Source organism: Burkholderia sp. Bp8986, from assembly GCF_003854225.1.
In the GTDB taxonomy this organism is placed as follows: Bacteria; Pseudomonadota; Gammaproteobacteria; order Burkholderiales; family Burkholderiaceae; genus Burkholderia.
Genome location: NZ_QTQM01000004.1, coordinates 76,134 through 99,156 on the forward strand (window position 1 = coordinate 76,134; position 23,023 = coordinate 99,156).

The following is a 23,023-nucleotide window of genomic DNA, read 5'->3' on the forward strand; positions in this document are numbered from 1 at the left end:
TGAAGTCTCCGCCCGGCGCGCGCACGCGCTCGGGGCGGAACCGACCGGAGACAGAACTTGGATGCGGATCCGACCCAACTGCGCGACGCGGCTGCCGCACAGCGCGTTCCCGCCGGCTATCGCCCCGTGGCGATCGGCACGGCGCCGCCGGAGATCGTGCAACGTGACGGCTGCTGGACCTTGCGCGCGACGACCCCGCTCGGCGCGTACCCACGCCGGCTGACCGACCGGCTCGCGAGCGGCGCGCGCGCGCATCCGGACCGCTGGCTGGTCGCGCGGCGCGGGCCCGACGGTACGTGGATCGGCATCACGTATGCGCAGATGCTCGAGCGCGCCCGCGCGATCGGCCAGGCGCTGCTCGATCGCGGGCTGTCGGCCGAGCGGCCCGTCGCGATCCTGTCGGGCAACGACCTCGAACATCTGCAACTCGCGTTCGGCGCGATGTGGGCCGGCATTCCGCATGCGTCGCTGTCGCCCGCGTATTCGCTCGTGTCGAGCGATTACGGCAAGCTGCGCCACGCGCTCGCCCTGCTCACGCCGGGGCTGGTCTTCGCGTCGGACGGCGCGGCGTTTCGTGCCGCGCTCGACGCGTCGGTGCCGCCTGATGTCGAGCGCGTGGTCGTGTCGGCACCCGACGGGATGGACGGCGTCACGCGTTTCTCGTCGCTGCTCGACACGACACCGGGCAGCGTCGATGCCGCGCACGAAGCGATCACCGGCGACACGATCGCGAAATTCCTGTTTACGTCGGGATCGACACGGCTGCCCAAGGCGGTGCCGACCACGCACCGGATGCTGTGCAGCAACCAGCAGATGCTGCTCGAGACGTTTCCGCAGTTCGGTCTGGAGCCGCCGGTGCTGGTCGACTGGCTGCCGTGGAATCACACGTTCGGCGGCAGCCATAACGTCGGCATCGCGCTGTACAACGGCGGCACGCTGTACATCGACGACGGCAAGCCGGTCGCCGGCAAGTTCGGCGAGACGCTGCGCAACCTGCGCGAGATCGCGCCCACCGTGTATTTCAACGTGCCGAAGGGCTGGGAAGAGCTGACCGCGGCGCTCGAAACGGATGCCGCGCTGCGCGAAACCTTCTTCTCGCGCGTGAGGATGTATTTCTTCGCGGGCGCCGGACTGTCGCAGGCCGCGTGGGACCGGCTCGAGCGCGTGACGCTCGCGCATTGCGGCGAGCGCATCCGGATCATGGCGGGCCTCGGGATGACCGAGGCCGCACCATCGTGCATGTTCACCACCGGGCCGGTGTCGGGGGCCGGCTACATCGGCCTGCCCGCGCCCGGCTGCGACGCGAAGCTGGTGCCGGTCGACGGCAAGTTCGAGGCGCGCTTTCGCGGGCCGAACGTGATGGCCGGTTATTGGCGCGCGAGCGGCGACGACGCGCGCGAGGTATTCGACGAGGAGGGCTACTACCGCAGCGGCGATGCAGTGCGTTTCGTCGATCCCGCGCGGCCGGAGATCGGCTTGATGTTCGACGGGCGCATCGCGGAGGATTTCAAGCTATCGTCCGGCACCTTCGTGAGCGTCGGGCCCATGCGCGCGCGGATCGTATCGAACGGCGCGCCGTACGTGCAGGACGCGGTCGTCACGGGGATGAACCGCGACGACGTCGGCGTGATGATCTTCCCGCGCGTCGACGATTGCCGTCGCCTGGCCGGCGTGGCACCGGATGCCGACGTGCGCACCGTCCTGCAGGCGCCCGCGGTGCGGGCGTTCTTCGCGGACCTGCTCGAGCGCCTGAACCGCGATGCGACCGGCAGCGCGACGTTCGTCACGCGGCTGTGCGTGCTCGATACGCCGCCTTCGCTCGATCTCGGCGAAGTCACCGACAAGGGCTCGATCAACCAGCGTGCGGTGCTCATGCACCGTGCGGCAGTGGTCGACGCGATGTACGAACCGGGCGCGGCCGACACGGGCGTGATCGTCGCCGGCACGGCGCGCCGGGCATGAGGTGCGCGCGATGAGCAACGCGTATTGCGCGCCATTGCGCGACATGCTGTTCGTGATCGGCGAATGGCTCGATGCGCCGGCGCTGTGGCGCCGCGTGCCCGACTGGGCGGAGCTCGACCTGTCGACTGCCGGGCAAGTGCTCGACGAAGCCGCCCGCTTCGTGGTCGAACGCATCGCGCCGCTCGATTCGACCGGCGATCTCGAGGGCTGCCGGTTCGACGGTGCCGGAGTGACGATGCCGGCGGGCTTTCGCGATGCGTACCGCGACTACGTCGACGCCGGCTGGCCGACGCTGGCGCTCGACGCCGATTGCGGCGGCCAGGGGCTGCCGCATCTGCTCGACGTCGCGCTGCAGGAGATGCTCGCGGGGGCGAACCACGCGTGGCTGATGTCGCCGGGGCTCACGCACGGCGCGGTGGCGTGCCTGCGCGCGCACGGCGGCGAGCGCCTGAAGCGCGACGTGCTGCCGAAGATCGCGAGCGGCGAGTGGCTGACGACGATGTGCATCACCGAGCCACAGGCGGGCAGCGATCTCGGCCTGCTGCGCACGCAGGCAGTGCCGGACCCGGCCGCCGACGGCTACCGAATCAGCGGCAGCAAGCTGTTCATCACCGGCGGCGAGCACGACCTGACCGACAATATCGTGCACCTCGTGCTCGCGCGCCTGCCCGATGCGCCGGCGGGAACGAAGGGGCTGTCGCTGTTCGTCGTGCCGAAGTGGCTCGACGCGCCGGGCGGCCGTGTGCGCAACGGCGTCTGGTGCGACGGCATCGAGAAGAAGATGGGGCTGAAGGCAAGCCCGACCTGCACGATGCGTTTCGACGCGGCCGCGGGCTGGCTCGTCGGCGAGCCGCATCGCGGGCTCGCATCGATGTTCGTGATGATGAACGCGGCGCGCCTGCAGGTCGCCATGCAGGGTGTCGGGCATGCGCAGAGCGCGTGGCAGGCCGCGTCGGCCTATGCGCGCGAACGCGTGCAGGGCAGGGCGGCGCCGATCGCGCAACATGCCGCGATCCGCCGCATCCTGCTCGATGCGCAGGCGATCGTCGAAGGCGAGCGCGCGATCGGCTACTGGATCGCGCACTGGCTCGACGTCGCCGCGCACGATCCGCAGCCGCCGGCACGGCTCGCGGCGTCGCGGCTGGCATCGTTGCTCACTCCGATTGCCAAGGCGTTCTTCACCGCGAACGGCTTCGCGGCCGCGTCGAACGCGCTGCAGGTATTCGGCGGCTACGGCTACGTTCACGAATACGGGATCGAACAGACGGTGCGCGATTGCCGCGTGTCGATGCTGTACGAAGGGACCAACGAGATCCAGGCGATCGATCTGCTGGTGCGCAAGGTGCTGGGGGATCGCGGCGAGGCGCTGCATGCGCTGCTCGAGTTGATTCGCGCGGAAGCCGCGCAGAGCGTCCAGGCGGCGGACGAGCGGGCGAGGGACGCCGGGGCGCGCGTCGCCACGCTGTGCGCGGAGCTCGAGCGCGTGACGGCCGGCGTGATCCGCGCGAGCGAGCACGATCCGGATCTGCCCTACCGGGTCGCGGACGACTATCTCGCGCTGGTCGGCTGGCTGCTGCTCGCGTTCGCGTGGGCGCGCACGCTGCGCATCGTCGGCGATGCGCCGGGAGACGATTCGTTCCGTGCGGGCAAGCGCGCGGTCGGCACCTACTTCTTCGACTATCCGCTCGCGGCATTCGCACACCGGCTCGCGCTGGTGGACGCGGGCTGCCGCGCGGCGTTGCCGGCTGCCGCGGCATAAGGTTCGTCCGAGCCGGGCGTGGACGGCCCGGGGCGGCTCGCCGGCCGGCACGAGCCGCCGTGCGGGCCGATATACGGACCGCGTGAGGTAAGATGGCCCGCGATCCTCCTTCCGACACGTTCATGAGTTCGACACCCGTCAAACCGGCCGGCACGAAACGCACGGCCCGCGCCAGCGAAGCCAGGCCGCGCATGCGTTCGCAGCAGCGGCTTACCTACCTGATCGGCAATCTCGACCGGCTGCTGCGCCGCCAGATGAGCGATGCGCTCGCGCCGCTCGGTGTGACGCTCGCGCAGTACACGGCGCTGTCGGTGCTCGAGGCGCGCGGCGCGCTGTCCAATGCGCAACTCGCGGTGCGCTCGTTCATCACGCCGCAATCCGCGAACGAAGTGATGGTTGCGATGGCCGCCCGCGGCTTCGTGACGCGCGAGGCCGATCCCAGCCATGGCCGCGTGATCCTGCTGCGTCTGACCGACGAGGGCTCGGCAATCCTGCGCGAATGCGAGCAGGTGCTGCGGCCGCTCGAACGCCGGATGCTCGGCGACGACGTGAGCGCCGACGACGTCGCGCAGGTTCACCGTACGCTCGAACTGTTCGTGCGCAACCTGCGCGACTGAGCACGCCGCCGCGTCTTTCGTTCCGGTTTCGCCGGCCGCGCCGGGCCACGCCGCAGCGTGGCCCGGGTTGCGAACGGGTTGCGGGTTAACACCGCGCTCGCGACACTTGAAATATCAGGTTACCTGTTATTAAATCATCCCGTCCCTCGACGGGATTTTCTTTCGGGTTCTTAATCAGGTTACCTGATAAATTGACGAGACCCGATCACGATAAAGCAAGGACACCGCGCATGCGTTCCGCGTATGCCGCGCGAGTCACGGTTAGGAGACGACATGGACACTTCCGTTGCCGCAAGGCCGGCCGTCGCGACGACGCTCGGCCTATGTTTCGCGATCGCATTGCTCGAGGGGCTCGACCTGCAGTCGGTCGGCGTCGCGGCACCGCGCATGGCCCACGAATTCGGGCTCTCGGTTTCACAGATGGGGCTCGCGTTCAGCGCGGGCACGTTCGGCCTGCTGCCGGGCGCGATGCTCGGCGGCTGGCTGGCCGACCGGGTTGGCCGCAAGCACGTGCTGATCGCGTCGGTCTGCCTGTTCGGGCTGCTGTCGATCGCGACCGCGCAGGTGTCGAGCTTCGCGATGCTGGTCGCCGTTCGTGCGCTGACCGGCCTCGGCCTCGGCGGCGCGATGCCGAACCTCATTGCATTGTCGTCGGAAGCGGTCGACGCACGCTCGCGCAGCAGCGCGGTGGCCGTGATGTACTGCGGGATTCCGTTCGGCGGCGTGATCGCGTCGCTGATCGGCGTGCTGCTCGCGGGCGACACCGAATGGCGGCACATTTTCTATGTCGGGGGCGTCGGCCCGCTGCTGCTCGCGCCGCTGCTGCTCGCACTGCTGCCCGAATCGCGTGCGTTCCTCGACGTCAGCGCATCGGGCGCGGCGCGCCCCAGCGTCGGACAGACGCTGTTCGGCGGCTCGCGCACCGGCACGACACTGGCGTTGTGGCTCAGCTACTTCTGCACGCTGATCGTGCTGTATTTCCTGCTGAACTGGCTGCCGTCGCTGATGGCCGCGAAGGGGCTCGCTCGCAGCCAGGCCGGTATCGTGCAGATCTTCTTCAACATTGGCAGCGGCCTCGGCGTGCTCGGCATCGGCGTGTCGATGGACCGCTTGCGTCCATCGCGCGTGGTCGGTGGCATGTACGCGGGGATCGTGCTGTCGCTTGCCGCGCTGGCGATCGCACCTGGACTCCTGTGGCTGTCCGCCGCCGCGTTCGCGGCCGGGATGTTCGTCGTCGGCGGCCAGTCGGTGCTGTATGCGCTGGCCGCGATCTATTACCCGACCGCGATGCGCGGCACCGGCGTCGGCTCCGCCGTTGCCGTCGGCCGCCTCGGCTCGGTGGTCGGGCCGCTCGCCGCCGCCGAACTGCTCGCAATGGGCCGCAGCGCGTCGGTCGTGATCGGCGCGAGCATTCCCGTCACGCTCGTCGCCGCCGTCGCTGCGCTGGTGCTGATCCGGCGCCCGCAGGCGCACGACTGATTTCTTCCCATTTCAACCACGAGCGCCGGTAGAGCGCGATTACGACACAGGTCTGGAGACGAACCCCATGAAGCACACCAAAGCCTTGCTGGCGGCCGGCGCATGCGCGCTCGCCGCGACCGGCGCGCACGCGCAGTCGAGCGTGACGCTGTACGGGATCATCGATACGGGCGTCGAGTTCGTGTCGCACGCGAACGCGGCCGGCGACCACGTCGTGCGCATGCCGGGCGTGACGGGCGAGCTGCCGTCGCGCTGGGGCCTGCGCGGCACCGAGGATCTCGGCGGCGGCTACCAGGCGGTATTCACGCTCGAAAGCGGCTTCAACGTGCGCGGCGGCGATCTCGGCCAGGGCGGCCGGCTGTTCGGGCGGCAGGCGTTCGTCGGGCTGAAGAGCGGCTTCGGCACGCTCGCGTTCGGCCGCCAGTACACGATGACCTATCTCGCGCTGCAGGGCGCGGACATCATCGGCCCCGACATCTACGGGCTCGGCTCGTTCGACGCATACGTGCCTAACGGCCGCGCCGACAACGCGGTGACCTACGTCGGCACCTATCGCGGCGTGACGCTCGGCGCCGCGTATTCGTTCGGCCGCGACGGCGCGGGCACCGGCAACTCGCCGGGGCAGGGCACCTGCGCGGGGCAGGTGCCGGGCGATGCCGTCCAGTGCCGCAACTGGTCGGTGATGCTCAAGTACGACAGCGCGTATTTCGGTGCGGCGGCGTCGTACGAGGAGCAGCGCGGCGGCACCGGCGCGGCCGCGAACTTCTTCGACGGCGTCGCGCCGGTCGCCTTTACCAGCAGCGGCGGCAAGGACGCGCGCACGCACGTGAGCGCGTATGCGCAGGCGGCGGGCGCGCGGATCGGCGCGGGCTGGATCGGGCGGCGCGTGTCGACCGGTTCGCCGGCCGCGCCGGGCGCGCATTCGGACCTGTTCTTCCTTGGCGCGTCGTATGCGGTGAAGCCCGATTTCGTCGTCGACGGCGAAGGCTACCGGATCGTCAACAGCGCGCACGACACGCGCGCGACGATGGCCACGCTGCGCGCGACCTATCTGCTGAGCAAGCGCACGGCCGTCTACGCACAGTCGTCGTATCTGTGGAACAGCGCGCATGCACGCTACGCGGTCAGCGGCGGCGGGCCCGGCACGACGCCCGGCGCAGGGATGGGGCAGCTCGGCGCGATGGTCGGCGTGCGGCACATGTTCTGATCCGGCAGCCAGACGAACGGGAGCTATCTTGAACAGGAAATCTGCATTCCTCTGTATTGCGCCGCTGTCCGCGGCGGCCATGCTCGCCGGCTGCGGCGGCGACGATTCGGTCAGCGCCACGCCGACGCACCTGAGCGCCGCGACGCCGGCCGCGATGGCGCAGACGTGCGACGCGCTCGCCGCGAAGCTCGCGTATGCGAACACGTCGTTCACGTCGGTGACGACCGCGGCCGCCGGCGCGCTGACGGTGGCCGGCAAGCCGATCGCCGAGCACTGCGTGATCGACGGGAAGATGAACGAGCGCGTGAGCGCGGTGGACGGCAAGACCTATGCGATCGGCTTCGAGATGCGCTTGCCGAAAGCGTGGAACGGCCGCTTCTTCTACCAGGCGAACGGCGGGCTCGACGGCAATATCGTGACCGCGACCGGCGAGGTCGGCGGCGGCGGGCCGCTGACCGATGCGCTGAACCAGGGCTTCGCGGTGATCAGCTCGGATTCCGGGCACAGCGCCGCGCAGAACCCGCTGTTCGGCCTCGATCCGCAGGCGCGCATCGATTACGGCTACGGCGCGGTCGACGCGCTCACGCCGATGGCGAAGCAGGTGATCCGGCTCGCATACGGGAAGACGCCCGACCGCAGCTATTTCGGCGGCTGCTCGAACGGCGGCCGGCACGCGATGGTCACGGCCGTGCGCAACGCGGGCGACTACGACGGGATCATCGCGGGCGATCCGGGCTTCCATCTGCCGAAGGCGGCGATCGGCGAGATGTACGGCGCGCAGCAGTTCGCGAAGATCGCGTCGGCGACCGGGACGAACGGGCTGCCCGACATCCGCAGCGGCTTCACCGATGCGGAACGCCGGTTCGTCGGTGCGAAGATTCTCGACAAGTGCGATGCGCTCGATGGCGTGGCCGACGGGATGGTGCAGGACGTCGCCGCGTGCCAGGCGCATTTCAGCGTCGAGACGGACATCCCGACCTGCGCGAACGGCACGCGCACCGGCGCGTGCCTCACGACCGCGCAGAAGAGCGCGCTCGAGAACGTGTTCGCGGGCGCGCGCAACAGCGCGGGCACGGCGCTCTATGCGAGCTTTCCGTACGATCCCGGCATGGCCAGCGGCGGCTGGGCCGCGTGGAAGCAGTCGAATTCGGTCACGCTCGACCCGGCCGCGATGGCGTTCACGTTCATGACGCCGCCGAAAACCGCCGCGACGCTCGCGAACCTCACCGGCTTCGCGCTCGGCTTCGACATGGACAACGACGCGCCGGCGATCTTCGCGACGAACGGCGTGTACACGCAATCGTCGTGGTCGTTCATGACGCCGCCCGACGAGACCAACCTGTCCGCGCTGAAATCGCGCGGCGCGAAGCTGCTCGTCTATCACGGCACCGGTGACCCGGTGTTCTCGTTCAACGACACGAGCGACTGGTACGGGCGGCTCGCGCAGGCGAACGGCGGCGACGCGTCGGGCTTCGCGCGCTTCTATCCGGTGCCGGGCATGAACCACTGCTCGGGCGGGCCGGCGGCCGACCAGTTCGACATGCTGACGCCGCTCGTCGCGTGGGTCGAGCAGGGGCAGGCGCCCGCGGCGATCGTCGCCACGGCGCGCGACACGACGAACGCGGTGCCGAACGCGGACGTGCCGACGTCGTGGGGCGCGGGACGCACGCGGCCGTTGTGCCCGTATCCGCAGGTCGCGCGTTACAACGGCTCGGGCGACGTGAATTCGGCGGCGAGCTTCAGTTGTCGATGATGTAGGGAAGGGGGATGTACCGACGCGCGGAAGCTTCGGTACATTCGCCGCTGTTCGGCGGCGGATGGCGCGAGCGTGCCGGTCCGTCCGGATGGAAACGGCGGTGCGCCGCGCATGACGATCGAGTTTGCCGCCCGACGCGGCATCCGGGGATACACTGTGGCGCTTTCGCGTCGGCGAGACACGTCCCGGCCGACGTGCGCCGCCAGCTATCCTTCCTCCGATTCGACCATGCAAACCGTAGCGGTACTCGACTTCGAAACAACCGGGCTTTCTCCGAACATGGGCGACAGGGCGACCGAGATCGCCGTGATCCTGCTGCGCGACGGCGAGATCGTCGACCGCTACCAGAGCCTGATGAACGCCGGCCGCCGCATTCCGTCCGACGTCGTCGCGCTCACGGGGATCACGAACGACATGATCGCGTCGGCGCCGCCGGTGGCGAAGGTCATGAAGGAAGCCGCCGCGTTCGTCGGCAGCCATCCCGTCGTCGCGCACAACGCCGGGTTCGACAAGCGGTTCTGGCAGGCCGAACTCGGGATGCTCGGGATGGCGGCCGAGCATGCGTTCGCATGCACGATGCTCGTCGCGCGGCGCCTCTACCCGCACGCGCAGAGTCACCGGCTGTCGAACCTCGCGACCATGCTGCGCTTGCCGCAGACGGGCCGTGCCCACCGCGCGATGGTCGACGCGGAGATCGCGAGCCATCTGTGGTGCCGGATGCAGCGCGACATCGGGGAGACTTACGGGTTGCGGCAGGTCGATCACGGGCTGATGTCGCGATTGCAGACGACGAGCAAGGCGAAGGTCGCGACGTTTTTCGGTTCATTGGCTGCCGACAGGCGCTGACGTTCGAGCGTCACTCGCCGGGATCCATCGGCACCTCGAGCCCGACCTTCACGCGGCTCATGCTCACGAGCGTCTTGAAGCGCTTCACGTTGTTGTTCGCGAAGAACAGCTCGCGCGTGAGCGCGTTGTACTGATCCATGTTGCGCACGGCGAGGATCAGCACGAAATCCCATTCCCCGGTCACGTAGTAGCACTGCTGGATCTGCGGGCAGCGCTCGAAGGTCCGCTTCATCGCGTCGAGCTGGTCGATCTGCTCGCGCTCGACCTCGACGTTCACGACGATCGTCAGCGGATGATCGACCTTCTCCGGCGCGACGACCGCCGTGTAGCGCACGATGACGCCGTCTTCCGCGAGCCGCCGCAGGCGGCGGTTCACGGCGGCGGTCGACAGGTTCACGCGGGCGCCGAGTTCGGTCTGCGGCGTGTTCGCGTCGCGCTGGACTTCCATCAGCAGCTTGCGATCGAACGCATCGAGTGGGGTGGGCATGATGGTGCGGCAGCCTCGAAAGAATGAGAAATTTTTGCGTCCGGAACGCCGATTTGGCGATTTTATTGACCGGGATGCGCAATATTATTTTTCGGACCGACGGCGTGCGCAACCCGTATGCGCCCGCACCGCATTCACCGCCGGGCCGCCCGCGCGGCCAATTTCCGGAGCCCTTCCAGCCATGCTGATCGCCAATCCCCGCGCGTCGCGCACCGACTATCCCGACACGCTGCGCCGCATCATGAACATCGCCGCGGCCGACGAGAGCGGCGCGTGGCTCGCGCACTGGCCGCTCGTCGGCGCGGCCCGCACGCCGTTGCGCGCGCTGCCCGATCTGGCCGCGCGGCTCGGCGTCGCGAGCGTCAGCGTGAAGGACGAAGCGTGCCGTTCGCCGCTCGGCAGCTTCAAGGCGCTCGGCGCGCCGATCGCGCTGATGCGGCTCGTGAAGCGGTTGCGGCGCAACGAGGCGCTCGATCCGCAGGGGCTCGTCACGGGCCGCTACGCGGCGTCGCTGGCCGACCTGACGGTGATCAGCGCAACCGACGGCAATCACGGCCGAGCGCTGGCCGCCGCCGCGAGCGCGATCGGCTGCCGCTGCGTGATCGTGCTGCACGCGCACGTCGACGCGGAGCGCGAGCATGCGATCGCCGCGCATGGCGCACGGATCGTGCGGATCGCCGGCAACTACGACGAATCGGTCGTGCACGCCGCGCAGCTCGCGGACGCGAACGGCTGGCACGTGGTGTCGGATACGTCGTACGACGGCTACGAGGCGATTCCGCGCGACGTGATGCAGGGCTACGGCGTGATCGCGGCCGAGGCGCTCGCGCAGGCGGCGGGAGAGGGCAACCTCGGCGATGGCGATGGCGATGGCGATGGCGATGGCGATGGCGACGGCGACGGCGATGGCAGCGGCGATGGCAGCGGCGATAACCGGCCGTTCACGCACGTGTTCCTGCAGGGCGGCGTCGGCGGCCTTGCGGCCGGTGTCGCGAGCTATCTGTGGGAGCATGCCGGCGCACGGCGGCCGCATTTCATCGTCGTCGAGCCGCGCCAGGCCGATTGCCTGTACCAGAGCGCGCTCGCCGGGCGCGCGACGAACGCGACCGGCAGCGTCGACTCGGTGATGGCGGGGCTCGCGTGCGGCGAGGCGTCGCCGCTCGCATGGGACTTTCTCGAGCCGGGCATCGATCACTTCATGCTGATCGACGACGACGACGCGGTGCAGGCGATGCGCGCGCTGGCCGCCGGCAGCGAACGCGACGTGCCGTTCGTGTCCGGCGAGTCGGGCGCGGCGGGCATCGCGGGGCTGACCGTGCTGATGCGCGATCCGGCGCTGGCGCGGCAGGCGGGGCTCGATGCGAACGCGCGCGTGCTGGCGATCAACACGGAAGGCGCGACCGCGCCGAGCGTCTACCGACGGTGTGTCGGCGAGACGGCCGACGCGGTGCTGGCGCGCCAGCGCGACTGGCTGACGCGGACCCGCGCGGCCGCGGAAGCCTGAGCGACCCGAACGACCTGACGACCGACGAGGCAAGCACGATGGACGCACTGGACGCAACGGCAGGAAGCACGCTTCAGGGCCGGCTGAAAACCTGGCGCCGGCATCTGCACCAGCACCCGGAGACGGGTTTCGAGGAAGTAAACACGTCGGACTACGTCGCGCGGATCCTGACGACACTCGGGCTCGACGTGCAGCGCGGGATCGGCGGCACGGGGCTGGTCGCGAACCTGACGGCCGGCACCGGCACGCGCGCGATCGGCATCCGCGCGGACATGGACGGCCTGAACATCGCCGAGCACGCGCCGGGCCGCGAACATGCGTCGCGCACGCCGGGCAAGATGCACGCGTGCGGGCACGACGGACACATGTCGATGGTGCTCGGCGCCGCGCAACTGCTGGCCGAGCGCAAGGACTTCGACGGCACCGTGCGCTTCATCTTCCAGCCGGCCGAGGAACATGGCCGCGGCGCGAAGGCGATGATGGCCGACGGGCTGTTCGAGCGCTTCCCGGTCGACGCGATCTTCGGCGCGCACAACATGCCGGGCATGCGCGCCGGCACGTTCGCGACGCGCGCGGGCGGCATCATGGCGAGCGAGGACAACTTCGTGATCCGGATCGACGGGCGCGGCACGCATGCGGCGCGCCCCCACATGGGCATCGATCCGATCGTGATCGGCTCGCAGATCGTGCTCGCGCTGCAGACGATCGTGTCGCGCAATCTCGATCCGGGCCTGCAGGCGGTGATCTCGTGCACCGAGTTCATCACCGACGGGCTGCGCAACGTGCTGCCGTCGACGGTGACGATCAAGGGCGACACGCGTAGCTATGCGCGCGACGTGCAAACGCTGCTCGAAACACGGATGCGCGAGATCAGCGAAGGGATCTGCCGCGCGCACGGTGCGACCTGCACGTTCGAATACACGCACGAGTTCGCGCCGACGGTGAATTCCCCGGAATGGGTCGACATGGCCGTCGAGGCCGCGGCGCACGTCGCGGGCGCCGACGCGGTGAACGCCGACGTGCAGCCGATGATGATCTCGGAGGACTTCGGCGCGTTCCTGCAGGCGGTGCCGGGCAACTTCGTGTTCATCGGCAACGGCGACGCGGCCGAGCGCGGCGGGGTGCCGCTGCACAACGCGGCGTACGATTTCAACGACGAGATTCTGCCGGTCGGCGCGCGGTATTTCGCGGAGGTGGCGCGACGGGCGTTGAAGGCGGCGTAGCAGGCCGTCGGCGGTCTGTTCGCAGGGCCCCGCTACGCGTTCGGTTCGCCGGCAGGCCGTTACGCTTCGGCCGCCCGCTTGGCCGACACGTCGGCCGTGCCGGTGCGATCGAGGATCGCCAGCACTTCGCGCGCGGTGTTCTCCGAATGGCTGCGCAGCACCTGCGGCAGCCGTGCGTGGTCGGGATCGGCGAGCGCAGCCATGATCGCTTCGTGCTCGTGCAGCGATTCGGCCCAGCGCAGCGTGTCCGCGTTCGCGGCGCCGCGCGCGCGGTGCACCTTCGACATCAGCGACGCATAAATGCCCGACAGCACCGGGTTGCCGGCCGCGTCGATGATCATCTGATGAATCTGTTGGTTCAGCCGGAAATACTCGACCCGCTTGCCGGCCTCGTGACACTCGACCATCCGCCGGTGCTTCGCCTGCAGCGCGGCGAGCGTCGACGTGCCGATCCGCTTGCGCAGCAATTCGCCCGCCATTGCCTCGAGCCCGTGCAGCAGCTCGAACGTCGACACGAGATCGTCGATGTCGATCGACGCGACGCGATAGCCGATGTACTGGCGATGCGTGACGGCGCCTTCCGCGACGAGCACCTTCAGCGCTTCGCGCAGCGGCGTCTTCGACACGTCGAACGCGAGGCTCAGTTCCTTTTCGTCGATCCGCGCGCCGGGCGGCAGTTCGCCCTCGTCGATCATCACGCGCAGGCGCGCGGCGATCTCCGCGGCCATGCCGCGCGTGCGCAGAAGCAGGGGATTGCGGGGTGTCTGGCTCATGATGGCGCAAGCTTATCACGATATCGGGGCTTACCCTGCACCACGATAGTGATAAAACAAATTCAATGAAACCAAGCGTTTACGCTAACGGTAATTATAAATTTCTAATCCTATACTCGGCTCAACGTTGCGCGACGTCCTGACCATCCTCGTTCATCCCTGGAGTCCGTCCATGTCTTCAACCTCCGGTGTCGCCGCCCTGACGGTCGGCAAGTCCGCCGTCCGCTGGAAGATATTCGTCGTCATGCTGAGCCTCATCGCGATCAACTACGTCGATCGCGCGTCGCTGTCCGTCGCCATGCCTTACATCTCGCAGGAGTTCAAGATCGGGCCGGCGATGGAGGGCCTGATCCTCAGCTCGTTCTTCTGGACCTATGCGGTGATGCAGATCCCGGGCGGGATGCTGGCCGACCGGTTCAAGCCGCGCATCGTGATCGCGACGGCGACCGTGTTCTGGGGCTTCTTCCAGGCGATCGCCGCGCTGTGCACGAACGCGCCGTCGCTGCTGCTCACGCGCCTCGGCCTCGGCGCATCCGAAGCGCCGATCTATCCGGCCGGCGGCAAGCTCAACGCGATCTGGATGACGCAGACCGAGCGCGGCCGCGGCGCCACGCTGCTCGACGGCGGCGCGCCGCTCGGCGCGGCCTTGGGCGCGGTGCTGATCGCCGGCCTGATCGCGTTGCTCGGCTCGTGGCGGCTCGCGTTCGCGGTGGCCGGCGTCGGCACCGTGCTGGCCGGTTTCCTCGCGTGGTACTACATCCGCAACACGCCGCGCGAGCATCCGGGCGTCAACGATCTCGAGGCCGACTACATCGAGGCGTCGCACGCGAGCGACCTCGCGGCCGAGCCGGCCGGTGCATCGGGGCGCTCGCGCGACTTCTTCAAGTACCGCTCGGTGTGGTGCATGTTCTTCGGCTGGATGTGCTTCAACAGCGTGTTCTACGGGCTGCTCACGTGGATGCCGAACTACCTGCACAAGGTGCACGGCTTCGACATCAAGCAGATGGGCGGGTCGACCTTCATCATCTTTTTCTGCGGCTTCGTCGGCGAGCTGCTCGGCGGCTGGATCGCCGACAAGTGGAAAGCCGCGGGCGGGCGTCCGAACGTCGTGATGCGCACGCTGTTCGGCATCGCCGCGGTGATCGCGACCGTGTCGATCTTTTCCGTCGCCTACGTGAAGAGCCCGGTCGTGTGCGTCGCGCTGCTGTCGACGACGCTGTTCTTCCTGCGCTGGTGCGGGCTGTACTGGTGCATCCCGTCGTCGCTCGGCACACGCAACAAGATCGGCTTCCTCGGCGGCCTCATGAACCTCGGCGGCAACATCGGCGGCATCACCGTGCCGATCCTCGTCGGCGCGATCGTGCAGTTCACCGGTTCCTACTTCCTTGCGCTGATGGTGTTCGCGGCGGCCGGCGTCGGCCTGTTCGTGTGCTCCAGCGCGATCGACTACGAAAACAAGCTCCCCGTCTGACCGACCCCTTTCACTGCATCGACTGCATTCATTGGTAGAGAGAAAACCCATCATGAAGAAACGTACCCTGCTCGGCATGCTCACCCCTTCGTCCAACACGTCGCTCGAACCGCTGACGAGCGCGATGGTCGCCGGCCTGCCGGGCGTGTCCGCGCACTTCGCGCGCTTTCCCGTCACCGAAATCTCGCTGACGGGCCAGGCGCTCGGCCAGTTCGACGACGACAAGATCATCCAGGCCGCGATGCTGCTCGCGGACGCGAAGGTCGACGTGATCGCATGGAACGGCACGTCGTCCGGCTGGCTCGGCTTCGAGGCCGACGAGCGGCTGTGCCAGCGCATCACCGAAGCGACCGGGATCCCCGCCACGACCTCGGTGCTCGCGCTCAACGAGATCCTGAAGAAGACGAACGCGCACGAGTTCGGCCTCGTCACGCCGTATCTCGACGACGTGCAGACGAAGATCGTCGACAACTATCGCCGCTCGGGGCTGAACTGCATCGCCGAGCGCCATCTGAACCTGAAGGTCAATTTCTCGTTCTCCGAAGTGACGGGCGACCAGATCGGCGGGATGGTGCGCGAAGTGGCGAAGGCCGGCCCGCGCGCGATCTCGATCTTCTGCACGAACCTGAACGCCGCGCACCTGGTTCCGGCGCTTGAGGAAGAGACGGGCATTCCGATCTACGACACGATCTCGACCGTCGTGTGGAAGTCGCTGCAGCTCGCCGACTACGACACGCGGCAGGTGAAGGGCTGGGGGCGTCTCTTCAGCGACGTGATCTGAGGCGCGCGTCATGTCGAACGATCTCGATTTCGTGATCCGTCACGCGGACGTCGTGACGGCGGCGGACCGGTTCTCGTGCGACATCGGCATCCGCGCGGGGCGCGTGGCCATGCTCGGCCACGGGCTGCCGCGCGCGCCGCGCGAGCTCGATGCGAGCGGCATGCTCGTGATGCCGGGCGGCGTCGATGCGCACTGCCACCTCGACCAGCCGATGCCCGACGGGCTGAAGATGGCCGACGATTTCCTGTCCGGCACGCGCTCCGCGCTGTGCGGCGGCACGACCACCGTCGTGCCGTTCGCCGCGCAGGCGAAGGGGCAGTCGCTGCAGGCGGCCGTCGACGACTATCACCGGCGCGCGGAAGGGCGCGCGCTGATCGACTACGGTTTTCACCTGATCGTCGCCGATCCGACGCCGCACGTGCTGGCCGACGAGCTGCCGCGGCTGATCGCGAACGGCTACACGTCGTTCAAGGTGTACATGACCTACGACGACCTGAAGCTGAACGACCGGCAGATGCTCGACGTGCTGTCGGTCGCGCGCGAGCACGGCGCGCTCGTGATGGTGCATGCGGAGAATTCGGACTGCATCGGCTGGCTGACCGAGCGGCTGCTCGGCGACGGCCACGTCGCGCCGCATTTTCATGCGCACGCGCGGCCGGCCGTGGTCGAGCGCGAGGCGACGCATCGCGCGATCGCGTTCGCGGAACTCGTCGACGTGCCGATCCTGATCGTGCATGTATCGGGCGCCGAGGCGATCGAGCAGATTCGCTGGGGGCAGTCGCGTGGGCTGCCAATTCTCGCTGAAACCTGCCCGCAGTACCTGTATCTGACGGCCGCCGATCTCGGTCATCACGGTCACGACGGCTACGAAGGCGCGAAATGCGTATGCAGCCCGCCGCCGCGCGATCCGGCGAACCAGCAGGCGGTGTGGAAGGCGCTGAAGCAGGGCGTGTTCTCGGTATTCTCGTCCGATCACGCGCCGTTCAACTACGACGATCCGTGCGGCAAGCATCCGGGCGGGCAGGCCGTCTCGTTCGACCATATCCCGAACGGCATTCCGGGGCTGGAGACGCGCCTGCCGCTGCTGTTCGACGGCGTGCGCAACGGGCGCCTGTCGCTGCACCAGTTCGTCGAGCTGACGTCGCTGCGCCCCGCGAAGCTGTACGGGCTGTATCCGCGCAAGGGGACGATCGCGGTCGGCGCCGACGCGGATATCGTCGTGTGGGATCCGGACAAGCGCGTGCGGATCGCGAATGCGTCGCTGCATCATGCGGTCGACTACACGCCTTATGAAGGGATCGAGGTGACGGGCTGGCCGCGTCATTGCCTGTCGCGCGGCGAGCTGCTCGTCGAGGACGGCCGGCTGGTCGCGGCGGAGCCGGGGCGCGGGCAGTTCCTGCCGGCCGGCAAGCCGTGCCTCGACTGATGTCGCGCGATGCGATTGCGATGTGAGCGCCCGCGCGACGCGGCGGGCGCCGTTTCAACAGGAGCTACGATGAGCGTTTCCCTCGCAATGCGCGGCCTCGCGGCCGCGGCGATCGTCGCCGGGTCATGCGGCGGCGGCCCGGCGCTGGCTGCCGGCGGCGCGCCGCAGGACCCGCCGAGCGTCGTGCCCGAAGCGGCCGGCGTCGATTCGGCGCCGCTCGTGCGGCTGTCCGAATGGCTGCGCCGCGACCGGATGGACGTGCGCAGCCTGGTCGTCGTGAAGGACGGCAAGATCGTGTTCGAGCGCTACGGCGACGGCCTCACGCGCGACAACAACTACGAGCTGTATTCGGTGACGAAGACGATCACCGCGCTGCTCGCCGGCATTCTCGACGGCGAGGGCAAGCTCGGCCCGTCGACGAAGGTCGCGCCGCTGATCGCGGCCGCGCGGCCCGATCTCGCGGGCGAACTCGCGGACAAGCAGGATATCGAGCTGCGGCACCTGATGTCGATGTCGAGCGGGTTGCGCTACACGACGCGCGAAGGCACCGATCCGCTGTACTACGACGCGCCCGACCGGCTGCAGGTTGCCGTGACGAGCCGTGCCGCGCAGCCGCCCGGCACGCATTTCGACTACATCGACGTGAACCCGGTGCTGGTCGGTACGGCCGTGTCGATCGCCGCGGGCGAGCGCGAGGACGACTTCGCGCGCGAGCGGCTGTTCGAGCCGCTCGGCTTCGCGCACTACCGCTGGAGCGGCGCCGACGGCACCGGCGCGGTGGCGGGTGGCTGGGGCCTGCGGCTGCGCGCCGTCGACATGGCGAAGATCGGCATGCTGCTGCTCGACAATGGCCGCTGGAACGGCAAGCAGGTCGTGCCGGCCGGCTGGGTCCGGCAGATGACGACGCCATCGCCGGCCGCGGCCGACTACGGCTACTACTGCTGGATCGGCCATGTCGTCGAGCGCGGCACGCCGGAATTCGGCGCGATGGGCTTCAAGGGGCAGTTCATCACGGTGCTGCCCGCGCAGCGCGCGGTCGTCGTGATGACGAGCCTGCTGCCGACCGACGGCGGGTTGCGCGACGCGACCTACCTGAACCTCTATCGGCGGATGGTCGGCGACTACATCCTGCCGGCGCTCACGCCCGCGCGGCCGCCGGTCGAAAGCGCGGCAGCCACGCAGGCGCTGCGCGACGAACTCGAGCGCAGCCGGCAGACGAAGGGGGTGCCCGGTACCGCCACCGCGTTCAACGATGCACCGGAGATTTGATGAGGATTGCGAATTTCAGTGACCATTCGTCCGTGTGGCGTTCCGATGCACGGCGGCCCGCTGCGCCGTTCATGCGCCGGCTGCTCGCACGGGTTGCCGCGTTGCTGATCGGCGGCGGGGCGCTGGCCTCGGCATCGGCACCGATGCTGTCCGTGGCGCACGCGGCCGACGCGTTGCCGCTGCATGAAACCGGCATCGCGGCGGCCGCACCCGAAGACGTCGGCGTCGATTCGCGCAGGCTCGTCGCGCTGTCGCGCTGGATCCGCGAGCAGAAGCTCGACGTGTACAGCCTGCTCGTCGTGAAGGACGGCAAGCTGATCTTCGAGCGCTACGGCGCGAACGCGTCGCGCGACTCGACCTACGAGCTGTACTCGGTGACGAAGGCCGTGACGTCGCTCGTCGCGGGCATCCTGGTCGAGCAGGGCGCCGTGCAGCTCGACGAGCCGGTGGCCGCGCGGCTTGCCGCGTGGCGCCCCGAGCTCGGGGGCGCGCTCGCGGACAAGCGCGGCATCGAATTGAAGCACGTGCTGTCGATGTCGAGCGGCCTGCATTACGACTTCAGCCCGAAGGACGATCCGATCTACTACACCGCGCCGGACCGGCTGAAGCTCGCCGCGTCGGCCGCGCCGAAGGTCGCGCCGGGCACCGCGTTCGAGTACACCGACGTGAACCCGATCCTCGCGTCGGCGATGTTGAGCGCGGCGGCCGGCGAGCCCGTCGAGCGCTATGCGCGCACGCACCTGTTCGGCCCGCTCGACATGAAGCGCGCGGCATGGGAGCGCGCGGATCGCACCGGGCTCGTGTCGGCCGGCTGGGGGCTGCGGCTGCGCGCCGTCGACATGGCGAAGATCGGCATGCTCGTGCTCGACGGCGGGCGCTGGCAGGGGCGGCAGGTGGTGCCGCGGGCGTGGATCGCGCAGATGACGGCGCCGCGCGTGTCGCAGCACTTCGGCTACTACTGGTGGATCAACAACATCGTCGACAGCGAGCCGGAATTCGACGCGATGGGCTTCAAGGGGCAATTCATCACGGTGTTGCCGAAGCGCAATACGGTGATCGTGATGACGGGCGTGCTGCCGGTGGACGGCGGCCTGCGCGACGCGGAGAACGTGAAGCTGTTCCGGCGGATGGTGAACGGCTACATCCTGCCGGCGCTCGATGGCGGTGCGGCGTCGGGGCAGGGCGGCGGCGCCGGCGATACGCTTGCGGCGCTGCGCGACGAACTCGAAGTGAGTGCGCGCACCGCAGGCGTGCCCGGCACGCAGCTCGATCCGACGGATCTGCCGAAGTAGGCGCGTCGATACGTGTGCGGCGCTGCGTGTGGAGCGGGAAGTGAGTGCGTGCTCCGTGGGCGTGCCCGGCGCGCAGGTCGATTCGACGGATCTGCCGAAGCAGCGTCTGGCCTGTGTCCGGTCGGCCCGATGCAGGCGGGCCGGACACACCGCGTGTCTCACATCACACCAGTTCACCCAGGCACGCGTCGAACTGCGCGACGAGCGTGTCGACATCGTCGGCCGTCGTCTGCGGACACACGAGCATCATGTTGTGGAACGGCGTGATCAGCACCCCGCGGTTCAGCAGATACAGATGCACGATGTGCTCGAGTTCGCTGTCGAGCTGCTCGCCGGCGATCGTGCCGTTGCGTGGCGGCACCGGCGTGAACTGGAACTCGGTGCGTGCGCCGATGCGCGTCACGCACCACGGCAGCCGATGCTTCGCGATCGCCTGTTCGAGCCCGGTCGCAAGCCGCGCGGCCAGTTCGAACATATGCGCATACGCGGCATCGGTCGCGACGTCGGCGAGCGTCGCGCGCATCGCATGCATCGCGAGCATGTTCGCGGTGAGCGTCGTACCGATCCCGGAATGGCCGGGCGGTGCGCTCAGCTTCGCCTGTTTCGCGCGTTCCGCGAATTCGGCGCTGAACCCGTACACCGCGCACGGCACGCCGCCCGCGATCGGCTTGCCGACCACCAGCGCGTCCGGTTCGAGACCGTGCGCGGCCGCGTAGCCACCCGGGCCGCTGCTGATCGTGTGGGTTTCGTCGATCACGAGCAGCGTGCCGTAGCGGCGCGTGAGTTCGCGCGCCGCCTCCCAGAAGCCCGGCTCGGGCAGCACCATGCCGATATTCGTCATCGCCGGCTCGGCGAGCACGCATGCGACGTCGCCATCCTTCAGCGCCGCCTCGAGCGCGGCCAGATCGTTGAACTCGACCACGCGCGTGTTCGCCAGCAGGTCGTAGGACTGCCCGAGCAGGCTGTCGCGCTGCACCGGGCGGCCGTCGACGAGATCGACGAACACGTCGTCGACCGTGCCGTGATAGCAGCCGTTGAACACGACGATCGTGTTGCGGCCGGTGGCCGCGCGCGCCCAGCGCAGCACGAAGCGATTCGCGTCGCTCGCGCTCAGCGCGAACTGCCAGACCGGCAGCCTGAAGCGGCGCGCGAGTTCGCGCGACACCCAGGCGGCGTCCTCGCTCGGCAGCATCGTCGTGTAGCCGCGCGTCGCCTGTTCGGCGAGCGCGCGTGCGACCGGCGCGGGCGCATGGCCGAACATCGCGCCCGTGTCGCCGAGACAGAAGTCCGCGTAACGATGACCGTCGACGTCGGTGAAGGTCGCGCCGCGCGCCTCCTTCACGACCAGCGAGAACGGGGTCGACCAGTCCTGCATCCAGTGCAGCGGCACGCCGAACAGCAAATGCTCGGACGCTTCCGCGGACAACGCGCGGGAGATCGGCATGGCTTCGGTGAATGCACGGCGCTCGCGATCGAACAGCGCGCGGGCGCGGATGAGGTCGACTCCGTGGCGGGAAGGCAAAGGCAACTCCTGGGCTGTGAAGGTGGAGCAACGATAGCGCGGCGGGCGGGGGCTGAACAGACGCAGAATTACCGACACCGATGCGCAAGTGAGTACGGCATGTTCGCGGCGAATTCCTGTTTGATTTCGAGATTGCACAGGTAAATCGAAACCCGGCAGAAACATGAAGGTTTTCATGGATTCTGGTATGAGGTTTCGCGACCTATCGTGGTGGTAAGCCGTGGCGCATGCGATCTGCCGGATGCCATCGTTGCTGGCTGTGCAGCGTATCCGACGCACGATCGCAATGGCTGGCGGGTGCTTCGATCGCACACGCATACGGCTGAGCGAAGCGAATTCCACCTCGCATTGCAGGCCAATTTCGGGATAACGGAATGCCGATTTTTCATGCGATGGTGATTGGGCGCTCGAAACGGGCCGGCTATTTCGGCAACCGGGTTTCAACCATCCTGAAAGCGGGACCTCACAATGAAGATCCACCATCAACTCGCCGCGCTCGCCGCTTGCTGCGCATTGACCGGCCTGACGTACGCCGGGCCGACATCGCCGCAGGCGGTCGTCAAGAAGATCACGCTGACCGCGAACATCGGCGACAGTCTGTTCGTTTCGAGGCCGGACAACTCGGCGTTGGGCGATGTGGTCGAACTGAACGCGACGGGCGGCGCGCAGCAGACCGTCGGCGCAACGTTGCCGATTCGCGTGCGCGCGACGAATCCCGATATCAACGTCGTACTGTTGCGGCCGTCCGGTTCGCCGAGCGGCGTTGACGGCCTGGCCGATGTGAAGGTCGGTCTGACGGACAACGCGGGCAACCGGGGCATGGTGCCTGGCGCCGGCCGGCCGGTCCGGCTGGCGAAGCGCGGACACGACGGTTTCGACGGCTACGACGAAACTCATGACGTGAAGATCAGCGCGCACGTGCAGGACGTGCGCGGAACCGGGCAGCCGACTGTCGGCCGTAATCCGGCCAGTGTCGTGCTGGTGTTCGAACCGGCCGCGTCGGCTGGACGCGAGCCGGCGGTGGAGCGGGTTTCCGCAGTCGGCGAGTAAGGCCGTGGCCCCGTCGGACGTATCGGGCGGGGCCTTTCAGTCGAAGTTTTTGCGCATAAACATACGACAACCTATCTCTAGGGGCGCGAAATTAGATGTGAGTGTGTACTCACATTTACGGCATTAGACCAATGTAAACGGAGTAAACAACCAATTCATCCCTAGTCTCGATCGCGTAAAGGCTGCACAGTATAGTACGACGACATATGAATGGGGCGCGTTCGACCGCGACGATCGGCCTGCGGACGATGCGGTACACACGCGGCCGCCGGTCGCGCGGAACGTGGCGATCTCGGACGTGACGTTGAGCGGCGTGACTGCGTCGTGTTTCCAGGCGATCGTCGTGCAGGGGCCGGTTGCGTTCGACTACAACGGCACGCCGCCGCTGCCCGCCGTGCAGCCGATTTCCGGCGTGACGATCGGCAACTACGACTTCGGCACGCCGGTGTATCGGGCATGCCGATGGTCACATCGCCGGGGGCGATCCATGCATTCAACGTGAGCGCGATGACGCTGACGAACGTGACGATCGCCGGGCAGGCAGCAACGCGACGAGCACCGGCAAGCGGTGGCGCAACGGGGTGGAGGGGCGTTCGCGT

18 protein-coding genes and 1 pseudogene are annotated in these 23,023 nt (G+C 68.5%); 16 read left to right on the forward strand and 3 right to left on the reverse strand.

Annotated elements, in window-relative coordinates; all coding sequences use genetic code 11:
• The first annotated feature begins 57 nt into the window (after positions 1-57).
• The 7 genes from DID99_RS05835 (at position 58) to DID99_RS05865 (ending at position 9,626) form a co-directional block, all read left to right on the forward strand.
• Positions 58-1,962, forward strand: a complete 1,905-nt coding sequence (locus tag DID99_RS05835) for a feruloyl-CoA synthase (protein ID WP_124666296.1) — start codon at positions 58-60, stop codon at positions 1,960-1,962.
• Between the two features lie 10 nt (positions 1,963-1,972).
• Positions 1,973-3,721, forward strand: coding sequence for an acyl-CoA dehydrogenase (locus tag DID99_RS05840; protein ID WP_124520140.1), 1,749 nt, complete (start codon positions 1,973-1,975; stop codon positions 3,719-3,721).
• A gap of 122 nt (positions 3,722-3,843) precedes the next feature.
• On the forward strand, positions 3,844-4,338 hold the full coding sequence (locus DID99_RS05845; protein ID WP_027790251.1) for a MarR family winged helix-turn-helix transcriptional regulator: 495 nt from the start codon (positions 3,844-3,846) through the stop codon (positions 4,336-4,338).
• Between the two features lie 273 nt (positions 4,339-4,611).
• Complete coding sequence (gene mhpT, locus DID99_RS05850) at positions 4,612-5,817, forward strand: 3-(3-hydroxy-phenyl)propionate transporter MhpT (RefSeq protein ID WP_124666297.1); 1,206 nt, start codon at positions 4,612-4,614, stop codon at positions 5,815-5,817.
• 67 nt (positions 5,818-5,884) lie between these two features.
• Complete coding sequence (locus tag DID99_RS05855; protein ID WP_124520138.1) at positions 5,885-7,024, forward strand: porin; 1,140 nt, start codon at positions 5,885-5,887, stop codon at positions 7,022-7,024.
• A 28-nt stretch (positions 7,025-7,052) separates the two neighbouring features.
• Positions 7,053-8,777 (forward strand): tannase/feruloyl esterase family alpha/beta hydrolase, encoded by a 1,725-nt coding sequence (locus DID99_RS05860; RefSeq protein ID WP_124666298.1) that lies wholly within the window; start codon positions 7,053-7,055, stop codon positions 8,775-8,777.
• Positions 8,778-9,008: 231 nt separating this feature from the next.
• A complete protein-coding gene (locus DID99_RS05865; protein ID WP_124666299.1) occupies positions 9,009-9,626 on the forward strand; it encodes a PolC-type DNA polymerase III in 618 nt (205 codons plus the stop codon).
• 10 nt (positions 9,627-9,636) lie between these two features.
• On the opposite strand, the gene DID99_RS05870 is transcribed toward DID99_RS05865, so the two are convergent.
• A complete protein-coding gene (locus tag DID99_RS05870; RefSeq protein WP_124520132.1) occupies positions 9,637-10,113 on the reverse strand; it encodes an Lrp/AsnC family transcriptional regulator in 477 nt (158 codons plus the stop codon).
• Between the two features lie 181 nt (positions 10,114-10,294).
• Between DID99_RS05870 and DID99_RS05875 the strand changes: the two genes are divergently transcribed.
• Together DID99_RS05875 and DID99_RS05880 are read left to right on the forward strand one after the other, a co-directional pair.
• Complete coding sequence (locus tag DID99_RS05875) at positions 10,295-11,617, forward strand: PLP-dependent lyase/thiolase (RefSeq protein ID WP_124666300.1); 1,323 nt, start codon at positions 10,295-10,297, stop codon at positions 11,615-11,617.
• A gap of 38 nt (positions 11,618-11,655) precedes the next feature.
• A complete protein-coding gene (locus DID99_RS05880; protein ID WP_124666301.1) occupies positions 11,656-12,840 on the forward strand; it encodes a M20 aminoacylase family protein in 1,185 nt (394 codons plus the stop codon).
• Between the two features lie 59 nt (positions 12,841-12,899).
• Here DID99_RS05880 and DID99_RS05885 read toward each other — a convergent pair whose 3' ends face one another.
• Positions 12,900-13,613 (reverse strand): GntR family transcriptional regulator, encoded by a 714-nt coding sequence (locus DID99_RS05885; RefSeq protein WP_124666302.1) that lies wholly within the window; start codon positions 13,611-13,613, stop codon positions 12,900-12,902.
• A 172-nt stretch (positions 13,614-13,785) separates the two neighbouring features.
• Between DID99_RS05885 and DID99_RS05890 the strand changes: the two genes are divergently transcribed.
• The 5 genes from DID99_RS05890 to DID99_RS05910 all read left to right on the forward strand — a co-directional run bounded on the left by DID99_RS05890 (position 13,786) and on the right by DID99_RS05910 (position 19,852).
• The gene (locus tag DID99_RS05890; protein ID WP_124486017.1) at positions 13,786-15,084 is read left to right on the forward strand and encodes an MFS transporter; all 1,299 of its coding nucleotides are present in this window, start codon (positions 13,786-13,788) and stop codon (positions 15,082-15,084) included.
• A gap of 52 nt (positions 15,085-15,136) precedes the next feature.
• A complete protein-coding gene (locus tag DID99_RS05895) occupies positions 15,137-15,865 on the forward strand; it encodes an aspartate/glutamate racemase family protein (protein WP_124486018.1) in 729 nt (242 codons plus the stop codon).
• A gap of 10 nt (positions 15,866-15,875) precedes the next feature.
• Positions 15,876-17,291, forward strand: a complete 1,416-nt coding sequence (hydA, locus tag DID99_RS05900; RefSeq protein WP_124666303.1) for a dihydropyrimidinase — start codon at positions 15,876-15,878, stop codon at positions 17,289-17,291.
• Positions 17,292-17,360: 69 nt separating this feature from the next.
• Positions 17,361-18,560 (forward strand): serine hydrolase, encoded by a 1,200-nt coding sequence (locus DID99_RS05905; protein WP_124529124.1) that lies wholly within the window; start codon positions 17,361-17,363, stop codon positions 18,558-18,560.
• Complete coding sequence (locus tag DID99_RS05910) at positions 18,560-19,852, forward strand: serine hydrolase (protein WP_185733737.1); 1,293 nt, start codon at positions 18,560-18,562, stop codon at positions 19,850-19,852. The genes DID99_RS05905 and DID99_RS05910 overlap by 1 nt, the downstream gene beginning before the upstream one ends.
• Before the next feature lie 163 nt (positions 19,853-20,015).
• On the opposite strand, the gene DID99_RS05915 is transcribed toward DID99_RS05910, so the two are convergent.
• Complete coding sequence (locus DID99_RS05915) at positions 20,016-21,374, reverse strand: aspartate aminotransferase family protein (RefSeq protein ID WP_124666304.1); 1,359 nt, start codon at positions 21,372-21,374, stop codon at positions 20,016-20,018.
• A 513-nt stretch (positions 21,375-21,887) separates the two neighbouring features.
• Here DID99_RS05915 and DID99_RS05920 point away from each other — a divergent pair.
• The gene (locus DID99_RS05920) at positions 21,888-22,424 is read left to right on the forward strand and encodes a fimbrial protein (RefSeq protein WP_260444555.1); all 537 of its coding nucleotides are present in this window, start codon (positions 21,888-21,890) and stop codon (positions 22,422-22,424) included.
• A 220-nt stretch (positions 22,425-22,644) separates the two neighbouring features.
• Positions 22,645-22,964 (forward strand): annotated as a pseudogene (locus DID99_RS37765) (endopolygalacturonase); the annotation flags it as partial.
• Between the last annotated feature and the right edge of the window lie 59 nt (positions 22,965-23,023).

Bases quoted from the DNA above. Each gene is read 5' to 3' on its own strand.
- hydA (WP_124666303.1), top strand. From the start codon at position 15,876: ATGTCGAACGATCTCGATTTCGTGATCCGTCACGCGGACGTCGTGACG.
- DID99_RS05865 (WP_124666299.1), top strand. From the start codon at position 9,009: ATGCAAACCGTAGCGGTACTCGACTTCGAAACAACCGGGCTTTCTCCG.
- DID99_RS05890 (WP_124486017.1), top strand. From the start codon at position 13,786: ATGTCTTCAACCTCCGGTGTCGCCGCCCTGACGGTCGGCAAGTCCGCC.
- DID99_RS05845 (WP_027790251.1), top strand. From the start codon at position 3,844: ATGAGTTCGACACCCGTCAAACCGGCCGGCACGAAACGCACGGCCCGC.
- DID99_RS05870 (WP_124520132.1), bottom strand. From the start codon at position 10,113: ATGCCCACCCCACTCGATGCGTTCGATCGCAAGCTGCTGATGGAAGTC.
- DID99_RS05910 (WP_185733737.1), top strand. From the start codon at position 18,560: ATGAGGATTGCGAATTTCAGTGACCATTCGTCCGTGTGGCGTTCCGAT.
- DID99_RS05885 (WP_124666302.1), bottom strand. From the start codon at position 13,613: ATGAGCCAGACACCCCGCAATCCCCTGCTTCTGCGCACGCGCGGCATG.
- DID99_RS05840 (WP_124520140.1), top strand. From the start codon at position 1,973: ATGAGCAACGCGTATTGCGCGCCATTGCGCGACATGCTGTTCGTGATC.
- mhpT (WP_124666297.1), top strand. From the start codon at position 4,612: ATGGACACTTCCGTTGCCGCAAGGCCGGCCGTCGCGACGACGCTCGGC.
- DID99_RS05895 (WP_124486018.1), top strand. From the start codon at position 15,137: ATGAAGAAACGTACCCTGCTCGGCATGCTCACCCCTTCGTCCAACACG.
- DID99_RS05905 (WP_124529124.1), top strand. From the start codon at position 17,361: ATGAGCGTTTCCCTCGCAATGCGCGGCCTCGCGGCCGCGGCGATCGTC.
- DID99_RS05855 (WP_124520138.1), top strand. From the start codon at position 5,885: ATGAAGCACACCAAAGCCTTGCTGGCGGCCGGCGCATGCGCGCTCGCC.
- DID99_RS05875 (WP_124666300.1), top strand. From the start codon at position 10,295: ATGCTGATCGCCAATCCCCGCGCGTCGCGCACCGACTATCCCGACACG.
- DID99_RS05880 (WP_124666301.1), top strand. From the start codon at position 11,656: ATGGACGCACTGGACGCAACGGCAGGAAGCACGCTTCAGGGCCGGCTG.